Below are 16,817 nucleotides of genomic sequence, written 5' to 3' on the forward strand. Positions count from 1 at the left end.
GTCCGTTTATTTTTCTATCACCCTAACCGGACCGTGGTCCAGTTTCTTCCCGGTGCTTTACGCTGTCTTCATGTCCGCCTCCCTGCCTCCCCTCCCGGAGTCCCGCGAGCCTCTGGACGCACCCGAGTTGCTGGAACTGGGCCCGTCCGCGGAGGAGCAGTGCCTGCGCGCGGACGCCGCGCGCAACCGTGCGCGGCTGCTGGAGGCCGCCGGACGGCTGGTCGCGGAGCACGGTGCGGCGGCGCTGACCATGGAGGCGGTGGCCGCGGCGGCGTCGGTGGGCAAGGGCACGGTCTTCCGCCGCTTCGGGGACCGTGCCGGCCTGCTGGCGGCACTGCTCGACCACTCCGAGAAGAAGTTCCAGGCCGCCTTCCTCGGCGGGCCGCCGCCGCTGGGGCCGGGCGCACCGCCGGTGGAGCGGCTGCGGGCGTTCGGCTGTGCCTCACTGCGCCGGTCGGTGGAGGAGCTGGACCTCCAGCTCGCCGCCGAGCGGACCCCCGACCGCCGCTACACCGCGCCCCCCTGGCAGCTGCTCCACCGCCACCTGGTCCTGCTGCTGCGGCAGGCGGTCCCCGACGCGGACAGTGATCTGCTGGCGCACACGCTGATGAGCTCGCTCGACCCGGCCGTGGTCCACCACCTGACCCAGCGGTGCGGAATGCCGCTGGCCCGGCTGGAAGCCGCGTGGATCGACCTGGTGGCGCGGGTGACCCGGACCGAGTGCCCGGCCGCCGGCATGCCGACCGAGCAGTCCCTCGGCGCCGAGCCCCCCTGCTGAGCTGCGGGCCGCCCGCTCCCGGCCGTGGACGAGGGGCCACTTTTCGCCACGGCCGCGTACGCGCGTTCGTTGAAGCGAGGAGCACGTTCCCCCGCCCGTCACCCGGCTCGCCGCCTCTGCCAAGATGCGGTACGTCATGGTGCAGATACCGAACACGCCCGCGTCCGCGCCGCCGGCACAGCGCTCCGTACCCACGAGCGCCGATGTGGCGCGACTGGCCGGCGTCTCGCGCGCGACCGTCTCGTACGTCCTCAACAACACCAGCGCCGTACGGATCAGCGAACCCACCCGCCGCCGGGTCCACGAGGCCGCGAAGGAACTCGGGTACGTCCCGCACGCGGCCGCCCGCAGTCTGCGCGCCGGGCACAGCCGGATGGTCCTGATGCCGTCACCGGTCATCCCCGCCGGGCCGCTCTACAGCCACTTCATCAACGAACTCCAGCGGGCACTGAGCCGCCTCGACTACACGGTGGTCCAGTACGGCACGCTCGGGCTGCACGGCGACGAAGCCGCCCGCGCCTGGGCGGAGTTACGGCCGGTCGCCGTGCTGGTGCCGGGCCAGGGGCTCGGGCCGCAGGGCGTGGCCGTGCTCAAGCGCTCGGGTGCCCGGGCGGTGGTGACCCTCGGCCCCGCGAGCGTCGAGGGCGCGCACGCCCTGCTCATGGACCACGCGACCGTCGGCCGGGCGGCCGGCCGGCATCTTTACGACCGCGGCCGTCGCAGGATCGGCGTCGTGGTGCCCGGGGAACCCGGCCTGGAGGTCTACTCCCGGCCGCGTCTGGACGGCGTACGGCAGGCCCTGCACGGCACGGACGCCGCCGTCACCGAACTGCCCCTCGCCTACGAGGAGGAGGCCGCCGCCCGCCTCGCCGCACGCTGGCGCGGGCTCGGTCTCGACGCGGTCTTCGCGTACAACGACGAGTACGCGATGCTCCTGATGCGCGCCCTGCAGGACGAAGGGGTGCGGATTCCCGGGGACACCGCGGTGATCGGCGCGGACGACCTGGTGCTGGGCCGGCTGCTGCGGCCCCGTCTGAGCACCGTTCACATCGAGCTGCCGTCCGGCCGGGAACTCGCGGAGCTGGTCGACCGCGCGGTGCGCGATCCGGGCGCCGCGCCCGAGCGGCACGAGGTGCTGGGCGCCGCGGTCGTGCACCGCGACTCCAGCTGACGCCGGGCACAGACGGCGCACCCGCCGGGCCCCGTGCGGGTCGCCCGGCACACCGCCCGGCCGGCGGCCGGGGGCGCCACGTCCCGCTCCCGCGTCCCCCGCGGCGGTGACGCGGGCCTGACGGCGTTCACCGACGCGCACCGGACGACCGGAACGCACGGACGTGGCGACGTACCCCCTGGGGCTGGCTTCCGCCGGGGCCGTGCCCTACTGGCCTACTGGGCCTGGCCCTCCTGCGCCTGCTGCTCGGCGACGGCCTTGCGGACCTCGTCCATGTCGAGCCCCCGGGCCTGGCCGATCACGTCGGCGAGGGCGGCCTCGGGCAGGGCGCCGGGCTGGGCGAAGACGGCGACCCGGTCGCGCACGATCATCAGCGTGGGGATGGACTGGATACCGAAGGCGGCGGCCAGCTCCGGCTGCGCCTCGGTGTCCACCTTGGCGAACACCAGGTCCGGATTCTCCTCCGCGGCCTTCTCGTACACCGGGGCGAACTGCCGGCACGGCCCGCACCAGGATGCCCAGAAGTCGATCAGGACGAAGTCGTTGTCCGTGACCGTCTGGTCGAAGTTCTCCTTGGTGAGCTCAACTGTCTGGCTCATGGCGTGATCCCTACTTCCTGGTGTGGGGGCGAAGCCGTCGGCGGAAACACGGCCGCAGCGCCGGGTATTCCGGGCGCCCTGCCGATCATGCAACGGCGCGCGTACCCATGTGGCCACACGCCACACCACCCACCAGACTGACCCCCATGACGGAATCGCAATCCATCGCCTACGACGTCGTTGTGCTCGGTGCCGGACCCGTGGGGGAGAACGTCGCCGACCGTACCCGCGCGGCCGGCCTCACCACCGCGGTCGTCGAGAGTGAGCTGGTCGGCGGCGAGTGTTCCTACTGGGCCTGCATGCCCAGCAAGGCCCTGCTGCGCCCGGTGACCGCCCGCGCCGACGCCCGCCGGGTGCCGGGCCTGCGCGGGCTGGTGCAAGGGGACCTCGACGTGACCGCGGTGCTCGCCCACCGCGACTACTTCACCTCCCACTGGAAGGACGACGGCCAGGTCGCCTGGCTCGACGGGATCGGGGCCGATCTCCACCGGGGCCACGGCCGCCTCGCCGGACCCCGCACGGTCGTCGTCACCGGCCCGGACGGCGAGCGGACCACCCTCACCGCCCGGCACGCCGTCGCCGTCTGCACCGGCAGCCGCGCCCAGCTGCCCGGCCTGCCCGGACTCGCCGACGTCCGGCCCTGGACCAGCCGGGAGGCGACCAGCGCCCAGGAGGTGCCGGGCCGGCTCATCGTCGTGGGCGGTGGCGTGGTGGCCACCGAGATGGCCGCCGTCTGGCAGGCACTCGGCTCCCGGGTGACCGTCCTGGTGCGCGGCAAGGGCCTGCTGAGCCGCATGGAGCCGTTCGCCGGCGAACTGGTCGCCGAGTCGCTCACCGAGGCCGGCGCGGACATCCGTACCGGCACCTCGGTCGAGTCGGTGACCCGGCAGAACGGCACGGTCGTCGCCGTCACCGGCCACGGGGAGCGCATAGAGGCCGACGAGATCCTCTTCGCCACCGGACGCGCCCCGCGCACCGACGACATCGGCCTCGACACCGTCGGCCTGGAGCCGGGCGCCTGGCTGCCGGTCGACGACAGCCTCCAGGTGACCGGCACCGACTGGCTGTACGCGGTCGGCGACGTCAACCACCGTGCCCTGCTGACCCACCAGGGCAAGTACCAGGCCCGGATCGCGGGTGCCGCCATCGCCGCCCGTGCTTCCGGTGAACCGCTCCTCGACGCCGGGGCGTGGGGCGCGCACGCCGCCACCGCCGATCACTCGGCCGTACCGCAGGTCGTCTTCGCCGATCCGGAGGCGGCGGCCGCCGGGCTCTCGCTGGCGGAGGCCGAGCAGGCCGGTCACCGCGTCCGCGCCGTCGACGTCGAGTTCTCCTCGGTCGCCGGAGCGGGCCTGTACGCCGAGGGCTACCGGGGACGCGCCCGGATGGTCGTCGACGTGGAGCGCGAGATCCTGCGCGGGGTCACCTTCGTGGGCCCGGGCGTGGCGGAGCTGATCCACTCGGCGAGCGTCGCCATCGCCGGTGAGGTGCCGCTGAGCAGGCTGTGGCACGCCGTGCCGTCGTACCCGACGATCAGTGAGGTGTGGCTGCGGCTGCTGGAGAGCTACCGGGACAACTGAGCCGGCTCGCTCACTGAGGCAGCTCGAAGCCCAGCTCCCGTGCCGCTGCCTCCGGCGTCGGCTGCGCCCACCGCTGCGCCACGGCCCCGTTCGCGGACAGGGAGCGCAGCTCGGCGTGGTCGACGTAGAGCACCCCGTCCAGGTGGTCCGTCTCGTGCTGCACGATACGGGCGGGCCACCCGGCGAACACCTCGTCCACGGCTCGGCCGTCCTCGTCCGAGCCGGTCAGCCGCACCCGGGTGGGCCGGGCCACCACCGCCTGCCAGCCCGGCAGGCTCAGGCAGCCCTCGAAGAACCCCGCACGCGCGGCGCCCACCGGCTCGTACGACGGATTGACCAGCACCCGGAACGGCAGCGGCACCCGCCCGCGCGCCAGCCGCACCTCCTGCGGCACCGGCGCCGGGTCCTCGATCACGGCGATCCGCAGCCCCACGCCGACCTGCGGGGCCGCCAGACCCACTCCCGGGGCCGCGTGCATGGTGACGCGCAGCGCCTCGACGAAGCGGGCCAGCAGCCCCGCGTCCAGCTGGCCGTCGAACGGCTCCGCGGGCTGACGCAGCACCGGGTCGCCGGCCGCGACGATCGGCAACGGGCCGTCCGTGGCGAGGAGTTGCTCGACACGCTCGGCAAGCGGCACACGGTCACGGGGTGCGGACATGGGGCCAGGATGCCATGACCCTCTGTCATGTGACGCAGGCCACTGAAAACTCCGGGAACTCCCTGCGCGCCCGCCCCGACTACTGCACCACTACGGCCGAAAATCGCCCCCCTCCCCGGAGACCCGCCCATGACCACCGCTCCCCCGACCAGCACGGACGCGTCAGCACAACCCGCCACGCCGCCGCCGCGCTCCGGCCGGTGGGCGCCCCTGCGCCCGCTCGTCCTGCGCCTGCACTTCTACGCCGGGCTGCTCGTCGCCCCGTTCCTGCTGGTCGCGGCCACCACCGGTTTTCTGTACGCCGGTTCGTTCCAGGCCGAGAAGATCGTGTACGCCGAGCAGCTGACCGTCCCCGAGGTCGGGGACGCCGAACTGCCCATATCCCAGCAGGTGGCCGCCGCCCGGGAGGCCCATCCCCAGGGATCGGTTTCGGCCGTGCGGCCCGCCCCGCAGGACGACGCCACCACGCGCGTCATGCTGTCCGGCGTGCCCGGCATCGACGAGGACCACACCCTCGCCGTGTTCGTCGACCCGTACACCGGGAAGGTGCGCGGCGCCCTGGAGCAGTACGGCTCCAGCGGGGCGCTGCCGCTGCGCACCTGGATCGACGAGTTCCACCGCGATCTGCACCTCGGGGAAACGGGCCGCCTCTACAGCGAACTGGCCGCGAGCTGGCTGTGGGTGATCGCGGGGGGCGGCCTCGTGCTGTGGTTCTCCCGCCGTCGCGCCCTGCGCAAGGTGCGCGGCACCAGCGGACGGCGCCGCAGCCTCGGCCTGCACGGCACCATCGGCGTCTGGGCCGGCATCGGCTTCTTCTTCCTGTCCGCGACCGGCCTGACCTGGTCGACGTACGCCGGTGCGAACATCGACGAACTGCGCACCTCGCTCGGCCACTCCACACCCTCCGTGTCGGCCTCGGTGGGTGGCGACCACGGCGGGCACGGCGCCGCCGCGGCCCCCGGCGGTACCGGCGAGCACGGTGCCGGCCTCGACAAGGTGCTGGCCTCCGCCCGGTCGGAGGGGCTCGGCGACCCGGTGGAGATCGTCCCGCCGGCCGAAGCGGGCTCGGCCTACGTGGTGAAGCAGGTGCAGCGCGAATGGCCCGGGAAGGCCGACTCGGTCGCGGTCGACCCGGGCACCGGCGAGGTCGTCGACGTGCTGCGGTTCGCCGATCATCCGCTGCTCGCGAAGCTGACCCGATGGGGCATCGACCTGCACACCGGCCTGCTGTTCGGGCTGGTGAACCAGATCGCCCTGATGCTGCTCGCGCTGTCCCTGATCGTGCTGATCGTGCTCGGCTACCGCATGTGGTGGCAGCGCGGCCGCGGGTCCGCCTTCGGCCGCCCGATCCCGCGCGGCGCGTGGGCGCAGGTGCCGCCGCACATCCTGGTGCCGCTGATGGCGGTGGTCGCCGTGGTCGGCTACTTCGTGCCGCTGCTCGGCATTCCGCTGGCCGCGTTCGTCGTGGTGGACGTGATCCTGGGCGAGATCGCGCACCGCCGGGGGCGGCGGACGTACGGCACCGGGGGAGGGGCTGCCGGCGGGACGACCGCCGGATGAGCACCGGCCCGGCCTCCTCGGGCCTGTCAGACAGGCCTGGGGGAGGCCGGGCCGGTGCCGTCGCCGCTGGGGCGCGTGTCTCAGTCGCGCTCGCCGAAGTCACCGGCGAGGGCGGAGGCGATCCGCAGATGCGGCTCCGCCTCCTCCTGCCGGCCCTGACGCTCGAGCGTACGGCCGAGCATCAGCCGGGCGTACTGCTCGACGGGGTCGCGTTCTACTATGACGCGCAACTCGTCCTCCGCGCGCCGCAGCTGGGCCGAGTGGTAGTAGGCGCGGGCCAGCAGCAGCCGCGGGCCCGTCTGCTCCGGCACCTCCTCGACCAGTCCGCCCAGGACGCGCGCCGCGGCCGTGTAGTCCTTGGCGTCGAAGAACTTCAGCGCGCGGTCCCAGCGCTCGGCCGCCGTTCCGTGGTCGTAGTACGTCGTGTCCACTCGTGACCTCCTTTGCCCGGTCAACCGGCACGAGTGATCGAATATTTCACTACCTGACGCGGCCACGCGGCCTGAGGGGTGCCGCCGGCATCTCGGGGGCGGCGAGCGGCGCACCGTCGTACCCCTTCACCTCGCCGAACCTGTCGCCCGCCGTCCAGTCGGCACGGGCCTGCGCGATCTCCGCATGCGTACGCCCGACGAAGTTCCACCACATGATCAGCTCCTCCGCGAACGGCTCGCCGCCGAGCAGCATCACACCCGCGTCCGACTCGGCGCGCAGCGGCAGTTCGTCCCGTCCGCAGCCGAGGTAGAGCAGGGAACCCGGCAGCACCGGCACGCCGTCGACGTGCACCTCGCCGGACATCGACAGCACCCCGTACTCGAAGTCGGGTACGAGCGGCAGCCGCACGTCCGCACCGCGGGCAAGCGCGAGGTCGGCGCCCACGAGGGGGGTGTACGTGGTGCCGGGCGAGGTCACGCCGTCCACCTCACCGAGGATCACGGTCGCCGTGAGGCCGGGCGCCGTGACCGTGGGCAGCTCGGCGTGGTGCTCGAACGCCGGGTCGGTGTGACGGTGCGCGTCGGGCAGGGCGACCCAGAGCTGCGCGCCGTGCAGGAACCGGGCGTGGGACCTCGGGCTCTCCTCGGAGTGGCTGATGGCCCGGCCCGAGGTCATCAGCCCGAGCTCCTTCGGCCCGATGGTCTGCAGGCTGCCGGTCGAGTCGCGGTGCAGTACCTCGCCCGCGTGCAGCCAGCTGACCGTCTGCAGTCCCATGTGCGGATGCGGTGGCACCTGCATGCCGGGCTCGCCGGCGATGTCGTCGGGGCCGTAGTGGTCGACGAAGGCCCATGCGCCGATCATGCGCCGGCCGAGGTTGGGCAGCAGCCGGCGCACTTCGGTCGTCTCCCCGAGCCGTACGTGCCGGGGACTCAGCAATTCGCGGACGGGTTCGGCGACGACGAAGCCGCGTCCGCCGCACACGCCGGGCAGGGGCGCGCGGTCAAGGTTGCTCATGCGGCACAACCTAGCGGGGACCGTGGCCCGGATCACGCGTCGTTCAGGCCTAGGGTGGAGGCGTGGGCGGCGGTGTCGTGACGCTGTTCCTGTGCGGGGACGTGATGCTCGGGCGCGGCGTCGACCAGATCCTCGCGCACCCCGCCGATCCGGGGCTGCGGGAGGGCTACGTCACGGACGCCCGCGACTACGTCGCGCTGGCCGAGGCGGTCAGCGGCCCGATCCCCGCGCCGGTCGGCCCCGCGTGGCCGTGGGGCGAGGCGTTGCGCGTGCTGGACGAGGCCACGCCGGACGTCAGGATCGTGAACCTGGAGACGGCCGTGACGAGTTGCCGTTCCTTCGCGCCCGGCAAGGAGGTGCACTACCGCATGCACCCGGCCAACCTGCCTGCCCTGACCGTGGCCCGTCCGGACGTCTGCGTGCTCGCCAACAACCACGTCCTGGACTTCGGACGTCCCGGTCTGCGTCAGACCCTGGACGTGCTGGGCGCGGCCGGCCTGCGGACGGCCGGCGCGGGACACGACGCCGCCGGTGCGTACGCGCCGGCCGTGGTGCCGCTCCGTACCGGCGGGCGGGTCCTGGTCTTCGCCCTCGGTACCCGTTCCAGCGGCATCCCGCCGGGCTGGGCGGCGAGCGGCGACGCGACCTGCGGTGTCGCGTACGTCCCGGGCCTCTCGTCCGGCGCGGCGGACGCCGTCGTCCAGCGCGTCCGGCGGTTCAAGCGGCCCGGCGACCTCGTGGTCGTCTCCGTGCACTGGGGTTCGAACTGGGGCTATCTCGTCCCCCGTGACCAGATCCGCTTCGCGCACGCCCTGGTGGACGGCGGCGTCGACCTCGTCCACGGGCACTCCTCGCACCATCCCCGCCCGCTGGAGGTCCACCGGGACCGGCTGATCCTCCACGGCTGCGGCGACTTCGTCGACGACTACGAGGGCATCCCAGGGCACGAGGAGTACCGCGACGACCTCCGCCTCGCCCACCTCGTCACGCTGGAGGCGGGCACCGGGCGCCTGACGGGCCTGCGCATGGTGCCGTTGCAGGCCCGGCGGATGCGGCTGGAGCCCGCGTCCGTCCGGGACCGCGGGTGGCTGTGCGGCATCCTCGACCGGATCAGCGCGGGCGTGCACGTGGATCAGGCACCGGACGGGGCACTCACGCTGGTGCGGTGAATCGGGGCCATCGCGGTTACTCGGGCCACATGACTGACATCGACATCAGCAGCAGCGCATTCGACGACCATTCCTTCATCGCGCGCCGGTACGCGTACGAGGGGGAGAACGTCTCGCCCCCGCTGACGTGGAGCGGCGTCCCGGACGACGCGACGGAGCTGGTGCTCCTGTGCGAGGACCCGGACGCCCCGTCGGGCACGTTCGCGCACTGGATCGTGGTCGGCATCGATCCCCACAGCCAGGGCGTCGACGCGGGGCAGGTCCCGCCCGGCGGGACCGAACTCGTCAACGGCTACGGAGAGCGCGGGTGGGGCGGCCCGCATCCCCCGCCGGGCGACGACGCCCACCACTACTTCTTCCGGCTCTACGCACTGTCCGAACCCTGCGCGCTTCCCGACGCGCCGAACGCCGCGCAGGTGCACGAGACGGTCGAGCGGCGGGAGGTCGCCGACGGCACGCTTGTGGGCCTCTACCGGCGGTGAGGCGGTGAAGCCGGGCAGGTCAGCGGCGTCAGGGCCGTGCGCGGCGACGTGGCGTCGACGGCACGCGCGCGGGCCGGGTGGAACGGCCGCGCCGCAGGACGGAGTTCGCCCTGCCTCCTGGCCGCCACGGGATCCGTGCCTTAGACTCGCAGTCCAATTACTGGATTCTGAGTCCAATGAGGTGGCCGATGCCCGAGCCTGACCTGGATGCCGAACGGAACGCGATCCTCGCCGCGCTGGTACCGGTCGCCGAGGGCATCGCCGCGACCTTCGGTGCGGTGTGCGAGGTGGTGGTGCACGACTACCGGCGGCCGGAGAAGTCGGTGGTCGCCGTCGCCGGCTCGGTGACCGGGCGGGCCGTGGGCGGCGCGATGAGCGAGATCGGCTTGCGCGTGCTCGCCCGCGGCGACGAGGCCAGGGACGAGCTGAACTACCTCACCCGCACCGGCGACGGACAGCTGCTCAAGTCGTCCACGATGGTGCTGCGCGACTCGACGGGCACGGTGTTCGGCGCCCTGTGCGTCAACGTGGACGCCGGCGCGGTCCAGCAGGCCCACGCACTGCTCGGCGCGCTCGCCGGGACGGGCGAAGAGGTGCGAGCGCCGGTCACCACCTTCGGCAACGATGTCGACTCGGTCGTCGACGCCATCCTCGATGCCCACCGGCTGCGCCGGCCCCAGAGCTGGGCCGGCCTCGACCGCGCCGCGCGCCTCGAACTCTTCCGCAGCCTCGACGAGCACGGCGTGTTCGCGGTCCGCCGCGCGATCGAGCAGGTCGCCGCCCGCCTGGGGATCTCCCGGGCTTCCGCCTACAGCTACCTCTCCCAGGCCCGCGCGACCGACCCCGCCTCCGAAGGAGCCCGCCCGTGACGACCTCCACCCCGCCTGTCACCCTCGACGACGTGCGGGACGCCGCCGCACGGCTGAAGGGCGTCGTGCACCGCACCCCCGTGCTGCGCTCCCGCACCCTCGACGCCCTGGCCGGCGCCGAAGTGTTCCTGAAGTGCGAGAACTTCCAGCGGGTCGGGGCCTTCAAGTTCCGCGGCGCCTACCACACCGCCTCGCGGCTCACGCCCGCCCAACTGGCCCGGGGCATCGCCACGTACTCCTCGGGCAACCACGCCCAGGCCGTCGCCCTCGCCGCTCGCGAACTGGGCACCACCGCGGTGATCGTGATGCCCGAGGACGCCCCCACCTCCAAGCGGGACGCCACCGCCGGATACGGCGCCGAGATCGTCACCTACGACCGCTACACCGGCGACCGGGTCGCGCTCGCCGAGGCCCTGGCGGCGGAGCGCGGCCTCACCGTCATCCCGCCGTACGAGCATCCGCATGTGATCGCCGGGCAGGGCACCGCCGCGCTCGAACTCGTCGAGGAGGTGGGGGAGCTGGACGCGCTGATCACTCCGGTCGGCGGTGGCGGGCTGATCGCGGGCAGCGCCACCGTGGTCAAGGCACTGCGCCCCGATGCCCGGGTGATCGGCGTCGAGCCGGAGACCGGCGACGACACGAAGCGGTCGCTGGAGGCCGGCCACCGGGTGAGCATCCCGGTGCCGCACACCATCGCCGACGGGCAGGCGCTGCACACACCCGGCGAGCTGACCTTCTCCGTGAACCGGCGGCTCGTCGACGCCATCGCGCTGGTCACCGACGACGAGATCCGGGCCGCGATGCGGTTCGCCTTCGAGCGGCTGAAGATCGTCGTCGAACCCAGCGGCGCGACCCCGCTGGCCGCCCTGCTCTCCGGTCGCGTGGAGCAACTGCCGCGCCGGGTCGGCGTGATCATCTCCGGCGGCAACATCGACGCCGACCGCTTCGCCCGCCTCTGCGCGGGCGCCGGCTGAGCGCTGGGTGGCGGGCCGGGGCCGCGCGGGCGGACGATGAGAGGGCGGGCCCGGCCCTCGCCGATGTCGCTCACGACCTCCCGGAGCGTGCGACGGGGACCGGCTCCCCGGCCGGAAAGGAGGAGCGGTCATGATAGAGGTGAAGACGCTCGACAAACCGGACGAGCGGCGCGACTTCCCCCGCGGCCACCTGGAGGCCGTCCACCTCTCGGGGCTCGACTTCGCGGTGGCGACCTTCGAGCCGGGCTGGCACTGGACGGAGTCCGTCGCCCCCCTCGCGGGCACCGGCCTCTGCGAGATCCACCACAACGGCTATGTCCTGCAGGGCAGGATGCGCCTGCGCATGGACGACGGCGCCGAGCAGGAGATCGGCCCAGGCGACGTCTTCGTCTGCACGCCCGGGCACGACGCCTGGGTCGTAGGTGACGAGCAGGTCGTCCTCTACGACTTCGCGGGCTCCATGGCAAGGGAGTACGCCAAGGACGAGTAGCGCGAGGGGAGTTCGGACGCGAGCGGGCCTCGGTGCGCCCGCTCGCGGGAGCCTCACACGACGACCACTATCTTCGCGCGGGCGTGCTCCTGCTCCAGGTGCCTTATCGCCTGCGGTGCCTCGCTCAGCGGGTAGGTGCGTTCCACGACCGGGGAGACCTTCCCCGACTCCGCGAGGTCCCGTAGCGCCGCGAGGTTCTCCTTGCTCGCCTTCGCCGGGAGTTCGAGGAGCCGCTGGCCGACGAAGGGCGCCAGCAGGCGCCGCTTGAGGAACAGCCCCATCGGGCCGAGCAGGCTGCCGCCCTCGTAGAAGCCTCCCCCGGACAGGACGAGCGTTCCGCCGGGGGTGAGGGCGCGCCGGAAGTCGCCCAGTGTCCGGTTGCCCACCAGGTCCAGTACGACGTCGTAGCGGCGGCCTGCGCGGGTGAAGTCCTCGCGTGTGTAGTCGACGACGTGGTCCGCGCCGAGCGAGCGGACCAGTTCCACGTTGCGCGTGCTGCACACGCCGGTGACCTCCGCGCCGTACGCCTTGGCGATCTGCACGGCGAACGTGCCCACCCCGCCCGACGCGCCGTTGACCAGGACCGTCCGGCCCGGCTCGACCCGGGCCACGTCACGCAGGCCGATGAGCGCCGTGTTCGCGGCCAGGGGCATCGCCGCCGCCTGTTCGAAGGTGAGGCGGGACGGTTTGCGGTCCACCGCGCCGTCGGCGACACACACGAACTCCGCGAACGCCCCGTCTGCCTCGCCGTACACCTCGTCGCCCGGCGCCAGGCCCCGGACAGCGCCGCCGACCGCCTCCACGATCCCGGCGAAGTCCCGGCCCCGGACGGCCGCCTTCGGTCTGCGGAGCCCGAACGCCGCTCGCGCGATCTTCGGATCCCCGTGCATGTAGTGCCAGTCGTAGGCGTTGACAGAGGCCGCGCGCACCCGCACCAGCACCTCGCCCGCCGCCGGCACCGGCCGGTCGACCTCCCGCAACCGCAGCGTGTCCCATCCGCCGTACCGGTCCTGAACCACTGCCCTCATGGGTCCCCCCTCCGTTGCGGCGAGCGTAGGGAGGAACCGGCGGAGCGGACATCAGGGCCGAACCCCGAAACGCCTCAGGGACGGCCACGGCTTGCCCCCGGAAACCGATCGGTTTACTCTCGGCGTGGGCGGAGAAACCGATCGGTTTCCCGGTCGGCCGAGCCGATCGCTCCGCCGGTTCATCCTGGCGCCGAGACAGTTAAGGACAACCCCATGACCACCCTCGAAGGCTCCGTCGCCCTCGTCACCGGCGGCAGCCGGGGCATCGGAAAGGCGCTGGTGTCGGCGCTGTACGAGCGCGGCGCGAAGAAGGTGTACGCCACCGCCCGCGACCCCCGCACGGTCACGCACCCCGATGCCGTGCCGCTCGCGCTCGAGGTGAGCGACCCGGCGTCCGTCGCGGCCGCCGCCGCACAGGCCCAGGACGTCACCGTCCTGATCAACAACGCCGGCGCCGCGGTGAGCGCGAACTTCCTCGACTCGCCGGTGGAGGACGTGCGCCGCGAGTTCGAGACCAACTTCTTCGGGCCGCTCCTCGTGACCCGGGCCTTCGTCCCGGTCCTGGAGCGCAACGGCGGCGGGCACATCCTCAACGTCCACTCGGTGCTGTCCTGGGTCGGCCTGGCCGGTTCCTACAGCGCCTCCAAGGCCGCCTTCTGGTCCCAGACGAACTCCCTGCGCCTCGACCTCAGGCCGCGCGGTATCGACGTCACCGGCCTGCATGTCGGCTGGGTCGACACCGATATGGCCGCGAAGGTGGACGCGCCGAAGACCACGCCCGAGAGCGTCGCGGCGCAGGCCCTCGACGGCATCGAGTCCGGCGCCTTCGAGGTGCTGGCCGACGATCTCTCGCGGCAGGTCAAGGCGGGCCTGTCGGCCGACCTCGCGGCGCTCTACCCGCAGCTCGCCGCCTGAGTCAGACCGGCAGCAGGCGGGCGATCAGCCCGCTGAGCTGCCGGGCGTTGCGGCACTCGTGCATCTCGACCAGCTCGGCGTAGGCGGGGGCGGCGGAGTCGCCGGTGCCCCACTGGGAACGTGGCTCGGGGTTCAGCCAGTACACCCGGCGCGCCCGCCCGCCGAGCTGCCGCAGCGCCGCCAGGTTCGGATCGCTCATGTTCGTCCGGGCGTCGCCGAGGACGAGCACCGTCGTCCGCGGGCCGACCGCGTCGCCGTACCGCTCGGCGAACTCGCCCAGCGCGACGCCGTAGTCACTGCTGCCGTGCCAGCCGGTGAGGGTCGCCTCGGCGCGGATGCGCGCGCTCAGGCCCTCGGCGTCGGCGGCGCCGTGCACCAGCAGCCCGGTCACCTCGTCGATCCGGTTGACGAACGCGAACACGCGCAACTTGCTGAACTGGTCGTGCAGCGCCTGCACCAGCAGCATCGTGAAGTCCGAGAAGCCGGACACCGAACCCGACACGTCGCACAGCAGGACCAGCTCGGGCCGGACCGGACGCCGCCGGCGCAGTACCGGCCGCATCGGCACCCCGCCGGTCGACAGCGACCCGCGCAGGGTGCGGCGCAGGTCGATGCTGCCCCGCGCGGCCCGGCGCCGCCGGGCCGCCAGCCGGGTGGCGAGCTTGCGGGCGAGTGGCTGCACGGCCCGGCGTAGCTCCGCCAGCCGGTCCTTCCCTGCATAGAGGAAGTCGACCCGGTCGGCGGTGGGCGCCACGGCACGCCGCGCGATCTCTTCCCGGCCGCGCCGCTCGGCCACCCGGCGCCGGGCCTCCGCCGCCACCAGGGCGCGGAAGGCCTCGATGCGCCGCCGGATCTCGTCGTCCAGCAGCCGGTCCGCGAAGCCTCCGCCGCCCGGCCCGCCCCGCACGTCGGCCCGGACCCGGGCGAGCAGTGTCTGCGGGCGGATCCGGTCCAGCGTCTGGTACGCCGACCAGCCGTCCGTCCCCGGTGAACTCCCGTACCCGCCGAAGCCGTCGACGGCCTCGATCGCCAGCCGGCCGAGCAGCGCGCCGTCGTCCTCGGCCAGTGCCGCCGCGAGCCGGTCGCGCAGGTCGTCCCGGTCCGCCGCCTCGCCGTCCGGCCCGCCCACACCGCGCGGGAAGTACAGGTCGAAGACCGGGTCGAACACCGGCCGCTGGCTCGCGGTGTGCACCAGCGTCGCGGCGAGCCCCTCGCGCAGGAGCTCGCGGTCGGCCAGTCCCAGCGCCTGAACCGCCCGCGCCGCGTCCACGGTCTCGCCGGTGCCGACGCGGACGCCGTGCGCACGCAGCGCGGCCACGAAACCCGTGAGCCGGGAGGCGACGTCGGATGTCATACGGCGTCCAGGTCCAGCTTGGCCGCGGCCTTCAGCACGTCGTCCTGGTGCTTCAGCAGCACGCCCAGCGTGTCGCGCACCACGTCCTCGTCGAGGGCGTCCGCGCCTAGCGCCAGCAGGGTGCGGGCCCAGTCGATGGTCTCCGCGACGGAGGGCACCTTGCGCAGGTCCATCGCGCGCAGCGCGCCCACCACCCGGACCACCGACTCGGCCAGCGCCGCGTCGATGCCGGGCACCCTCAGCCGCACGATCCGCCGCTCCAGCTCCTCCTCGGGGAAGCCGATGTGGAGGAACAGGCAGCGGCGGCGCAGAGCCTCGGACAGCTCGCGGGTCGCGTTCGAGGTGAGCACCACGAAGGGCCGGCGTGTGGCGGTGACCGTGCCCAGTTCCGGGACGGTCACCTGGAAGTCGCTGAGCACCTCCAGCAGGAGCCCCTCCACCTCGACGTCGGCCTTGTCGGTCTCGTCGATCAGCAGCACCTTGGGGTCGTCGCCGCGGATGGCGGTCAGCAGGGGCCGCGAGAGGAGGAACTCCTCGCTGAAGATGTCGGTACGCGTCTCGTCCCACGTCTCGTCGCGGCCCGCGCTGATGCGCAGCAGCTGCTTCGCGTGGTTCCACTCGTACAGCGCCCGGGACTCGTCGACGCCCTCGTAGCACTGGAGCCGTATCAGCCGGGCCCGGGCGACCTGGGCGACGGCCTTGGCGAGTTCGGTCTTCCCGACGCCCGCCGGGCCCTCCACCAGGAGCGGCTTGCCCAGGCGGTCGGCGAGGAAGACGGTCGTGGCGACCGCGGGCGACGCCAGGTAGCCGGTCTCGGCGAGGCGTGCGGAGACATCGTCGACGGAAGTGAACAACCGGGCCTCCGGCGGTCGGGGCGTGACGGGACCGGCTCCTATCTAAGCGCTTGTTCAGCGCCCTTGTCACCCCGTTCCGCGGGAGGCCGGGGGGTGTATACCGATCGGTTTCCTCTGTCGTCCTCGCGCGGTAACCTCGCGGTATGGCCATGACGGACGACGCGTCCCCCCGCGACCGGCTGCTCGACGCCGCCGCCGAGCTCTTCTACCGCGACGGCGTATCCATCGGTGTGGAGGCGCTGTGCCGGGCCGCCGGGGTGTCCAAGCGGTCGATGTACCAGCTCTTCGAGAGCAAGGACGAGATGCTCGCGGCAAGCCTGGAGCGGCAGCTCCCGCGCTACGAGGCGCAGCTCGCGCCCGGGCCCGAGGACGCCGGATCGCCTCGTGAGCGGATCCTCCATGTCTTCGAACAGCTGGAGAAGGCCTCGGTGGCGGCCGACTACCACGGGTGCCGCTATCTCGCGGCGCTGGTCGAGCTGAAGGACCCCGAGCACCCCGCGAGCGTCGTCGCCCGCGCCGGCAAGGAGTGGCTGAAGAGCATGTTCCGCACCCAGGCCGAACGCGGCGGCGCCCGGGATCCCGAGCTGCTCGCCCGGCAGCTGCTGCTGGTCTTCGACGGCGCGAGCGCCCGGTCCGGGGCCCGCGTGGAGGTACTCGACGACGGACTGGCGACGGCGACCGTGGTGGCGCTGCTGGACGCGGCCGGCGTGAAGTAGCGCAGGTCGGCGCGGCGGCGGCGAAGGGCCCACGCGGGGGCGGCGTACGACAGGCCGGCGGCCCCTCCTCGGTGACCCTGGCGCCGGGGCGGGTGGCGGGCGCGGTCGGCGCCGGGGCGCTGCCGCCCTACTCCCGGGGCCCGGTGACCGGACGGCGCGGCCGGGGCGCCGCAC

General features: G+C 73.4%; 18 protein-coding genes. 11 read left to right on the forward strand and 7 right to left on the reverse strand.

What is annotated here, in order from left to right; all coding sequences use genetic code 11:
* Positions 1–70 precede the first annotated feature (70 nt).
* A complete protein-coding gene (locus ACIHCM_RS08505; RefSeq protein ID WP_399891162.1) occupies positions 71–778 on the forward strand; it encodes a TetR/AcrR family transcriptional regulator in 708 nt (235 codons plus the stop codon).
* Between the two features lie 136 nt (positions 779–914).
* Positions 915–1,949, forward strand: a complete 1,035-nt coding sequence (locus ACIHCM_RS08510; RefSeq protein ID WP_399891164.1) for a LacI family DNA-binding transcriptional regulator — start codon at positions 915–917, stop codon at positions 1,947–1,949.
* Positions 1,950–2,164: 215 nt separating this feature from the next.
* Here the strand turns inward: ACIHCM_RS08510 and trxA are convergent, their stop codons facing one another.
* Positions 2,165–2,548 (reverse strand): thioredoxin, encoded by a 384-nt coding sequence (gene trxA / locus ACIHCM_RS08515; protein ID WP_399891167.1) that lies wholly within the window; start codon positions 2,546–2,548, stop codon positions 2,165–2,167.
* A gap of 146 nt (positions 2,549–2,694) precedes the next feature.
* Here trxA and ACIHCM_RS08520 point away from each other — a divergent pair, with 146 nt between their 5' ends.
* Positions 2,695–4,128, forward strand: a complete 1,434-nt coding sequence (locus ACIHCM_RS08520; protein ID WP_399891170.1) for a dihydrolipoyl dehydrogenase family protein — start codon at positions 2,695–2,697, stop codon at positions 4,126–4,128.
* A 10-nt stretch (positions 4,129–4,138) separates the two neighbouring features.
* Here ACIHCM_RS08520 and ACIHCM_RS08525 read toward each other — a convergent pair whose 3' ends face one another.
* Positions 4,139–4,786 carry a peptide deformylase gene (locus ACIHCM_RS08525; RefSeq protein WP_399891173.1) on the reverse strand — a complete coding sequence of 216 codons (648 nt, stop codon included), beginning with the start codon at positions 4,784–4,786 and terminating at the stop codon, positions 4,139–4,141.
* Positions 4,787–4,915: 129 nt separating this feature from the next.
* Here ACIHCM_RS08525 and ACIHCM_RS08530 point away from each other — a divergent pair, with 129 nt between their 5' ends.
* Positions 4,916–6,346 (forward strand): PepSY-associated TM helix domain-containing protein, encoded by a 1,431-nt coding sequence (locus ACIHCM_RS08530; protein WP_399891176.1) that lies wholly within the window; start codon positions 4,916–4,918, stop codon positions 6,344–6,346.
* An 80-nt stretch (positions 6,347–6,426) separates the two neighbouring features.
* Here the strand turns inward: ACIHCM_RS08530 and ACIHCM_RS08535 are convergent, their stop codons facing one another.
* Both ACIHCM_RS08535 and ACIHCM_RS08540 read right to left on the reverse strand, forming a co-directional pair.
* The gene (locus tag ACIHCM_RS08535; RefSeq protein ID WP_399891178.1) at positions 6,427–6,777 is read right to left on the reverse strand and encodes a tetratricopeptide repeat protein; all 351 of its coding nucleotides are present in this window, start codon (positions 6,775–6,777) and stop codon (positions 6,427–6,429) included.
* A 49-nt stretch (positions 6,778–6,826) separates the two neighbouring features.
* Entirely contained in the window at positions 6,827–7,792 is a 966-nt protein-coding gene (locus ACIHCM_RS08540; RefSeq protein WP_399891181.1) for a pirin family protein, read from the reverse strand.
* Positions 7,793–7,854: 62 nt separating this feature from the next.
* Between ACIHCM_RS08540 and ACIHCM_RS08545 the strand changes: the two genes are divergently transcribed.
* From ACIHCM_RS08545 to ACIHCM_RS08565, 5 genes are all read left to right on the forward strand, one after another.
* Positions 7,855–8,961 carry a CapA family protein gene (locus ACIHCM_RS08545; RefSeq protein WP_399891184.1) on the forward strand — a complete coding sequence of 369 codons (1,107 nt, stop codon included), beginning with the start codon at positions 7,855–7,857 and terminating at the stop codon, positions 8,959–8,961.
* 29 nt (positions 8,962–8,990) lie between these two features.
* Positions 8,991–9,443: a YbhB/YbcL family Raf kinase inhibitor-like protein gene (locus ACIHCM_RS08550; RefSeq protein ID WP_399891186.1), complete on the forward strand. Its 453-nt coding sequence runs from the start codon at positions 8,991–8,993 to the stop codon at positions 9,441–9,443.
* Between the two features lie 188 nt (positions 9,444–9,631).
* On the forward strand, positions 9,632–10,312 hold the full coding sequence (locus ACIHCM_RS08555) for a transcriptional regulator (RefSeq protein WP_399891189.1): 681 nt from the start codon (positions 9,632–9,634) through the stop codon (positions 10,310–10,312).
* Positions 10,309–11,286, forward strand: coding sequence for a threo-3-hydroxy-L-aspartate ammonia-lyase (locus tag ACIHCM_RS08560; protein ID WP_399891192.1), 978 nt, complete (start codon positions 10,309–10,311; stop codon positions 11,284–11,286). The genes ACIHCM_RS08555 and ACIHCM_RS08560 overlap by 4 nt, the downstream gene beginning before the upstream one ends.
* A 130-nt stretch (positions 11,287–11,416) precedes the next feature.
* Complete coding sequence (locus ACIHCM_RS08565; RefSeq protein WP_399891194.1) at positions 11,417–11,776, forward strand: cupin domain-containing protein; 360 nt, start codon at positions 11,417–11,419, stop codon at positions 11,774–11,776.
* 53 nt (positions 11,777–11,829) lie between these two features.
* Here the strand turns inward: ACIHCM_RS08565 and ACIHCM_RS08570 are convergent, their stop codons facing one another.
* Entirely contained in the window at positions 11,830–12,804 is a 975-nt protein-coding gene (locus ACIHCM_RS08570; protein ID WP_399891197.1) for an NAD(P)-dependent alcohol dehydrogenase, read from the reverse strand.
* 213 nt (positions 12,805–13,017) lie between these two features.
* Between ACIHCM_RS08570 and ACIHCM_RS08575 the strand changes: the two genes are divergently transcribed.
* Complete coding sequence (locus ACIHCM_RS08575) at positions 13,018–13,719, forward strand: SDR family oxidoreductase (RefSeq protein WP_399891199.1); 702 nt, start codon at positions 13,018–13,020, stop codon at positions 13,717–13,719.
* Between the two features lies 1 nt (position 13,720).
* Here ACIHCM_RS08575 and ACIHCM_RS08580 read toward each other — a convergent pair whose 3' ends face one another.
* Both ACIHCM_RS08580 and ACIHCM_RS08585 read right to left on the reverse strand, forming a co-directional pair.
* A complete protein-coding gene (locus ACIHCM_RS08580; protein WP_399891202.1) occupies positions 13,721–15,073 on the reverse strand; it encodes a VWA domain-containing protein in 1,353 nt (450 codons plus the stop codon).
* A complete protein-coding gene (locus tag ACIHCM_RS08585) occupies positions 15,070–15,927 on the reverse strand; it encodes an AAA family ATPase (protein ID WP_399891205.1) in 858 nt (285 codons plus the stop codon). Before ACIHCM_RS08585 ends, ACIHCM_RS08580 begins: the two co-directional genes overlap by 4 nt.
* 143 nt (positions 15,928–16,070) lie before the next feature.
* Here ACIHCM_RS08585 and ACIHCM_RS08590 point away from each other — a divergent pair, with 143 nt between their 5' ends.
* On the forward strand, positions 16,071–16,643 hold the full coding sequence (locus ACIHCM_RS08590) for a TetR/AcrR family transcriptional regulator (RefSeq protein ID WP_399891208.1): 573 nt from the start codon (positions 16,071–16,073) through the stop codon (positions 16,641–16,643).
* Positions 16,644–16,817: the final 174 nt, after the last annotated feature.

The organism is Streptomyces sp. NPDC052023 (genome assembly GCF_044548465.1).
Lineage (GTDB): Bacteria > Actinomycetota > Actinomycetes > Streptomycetales > Streptomycetaceae > Streptomyces.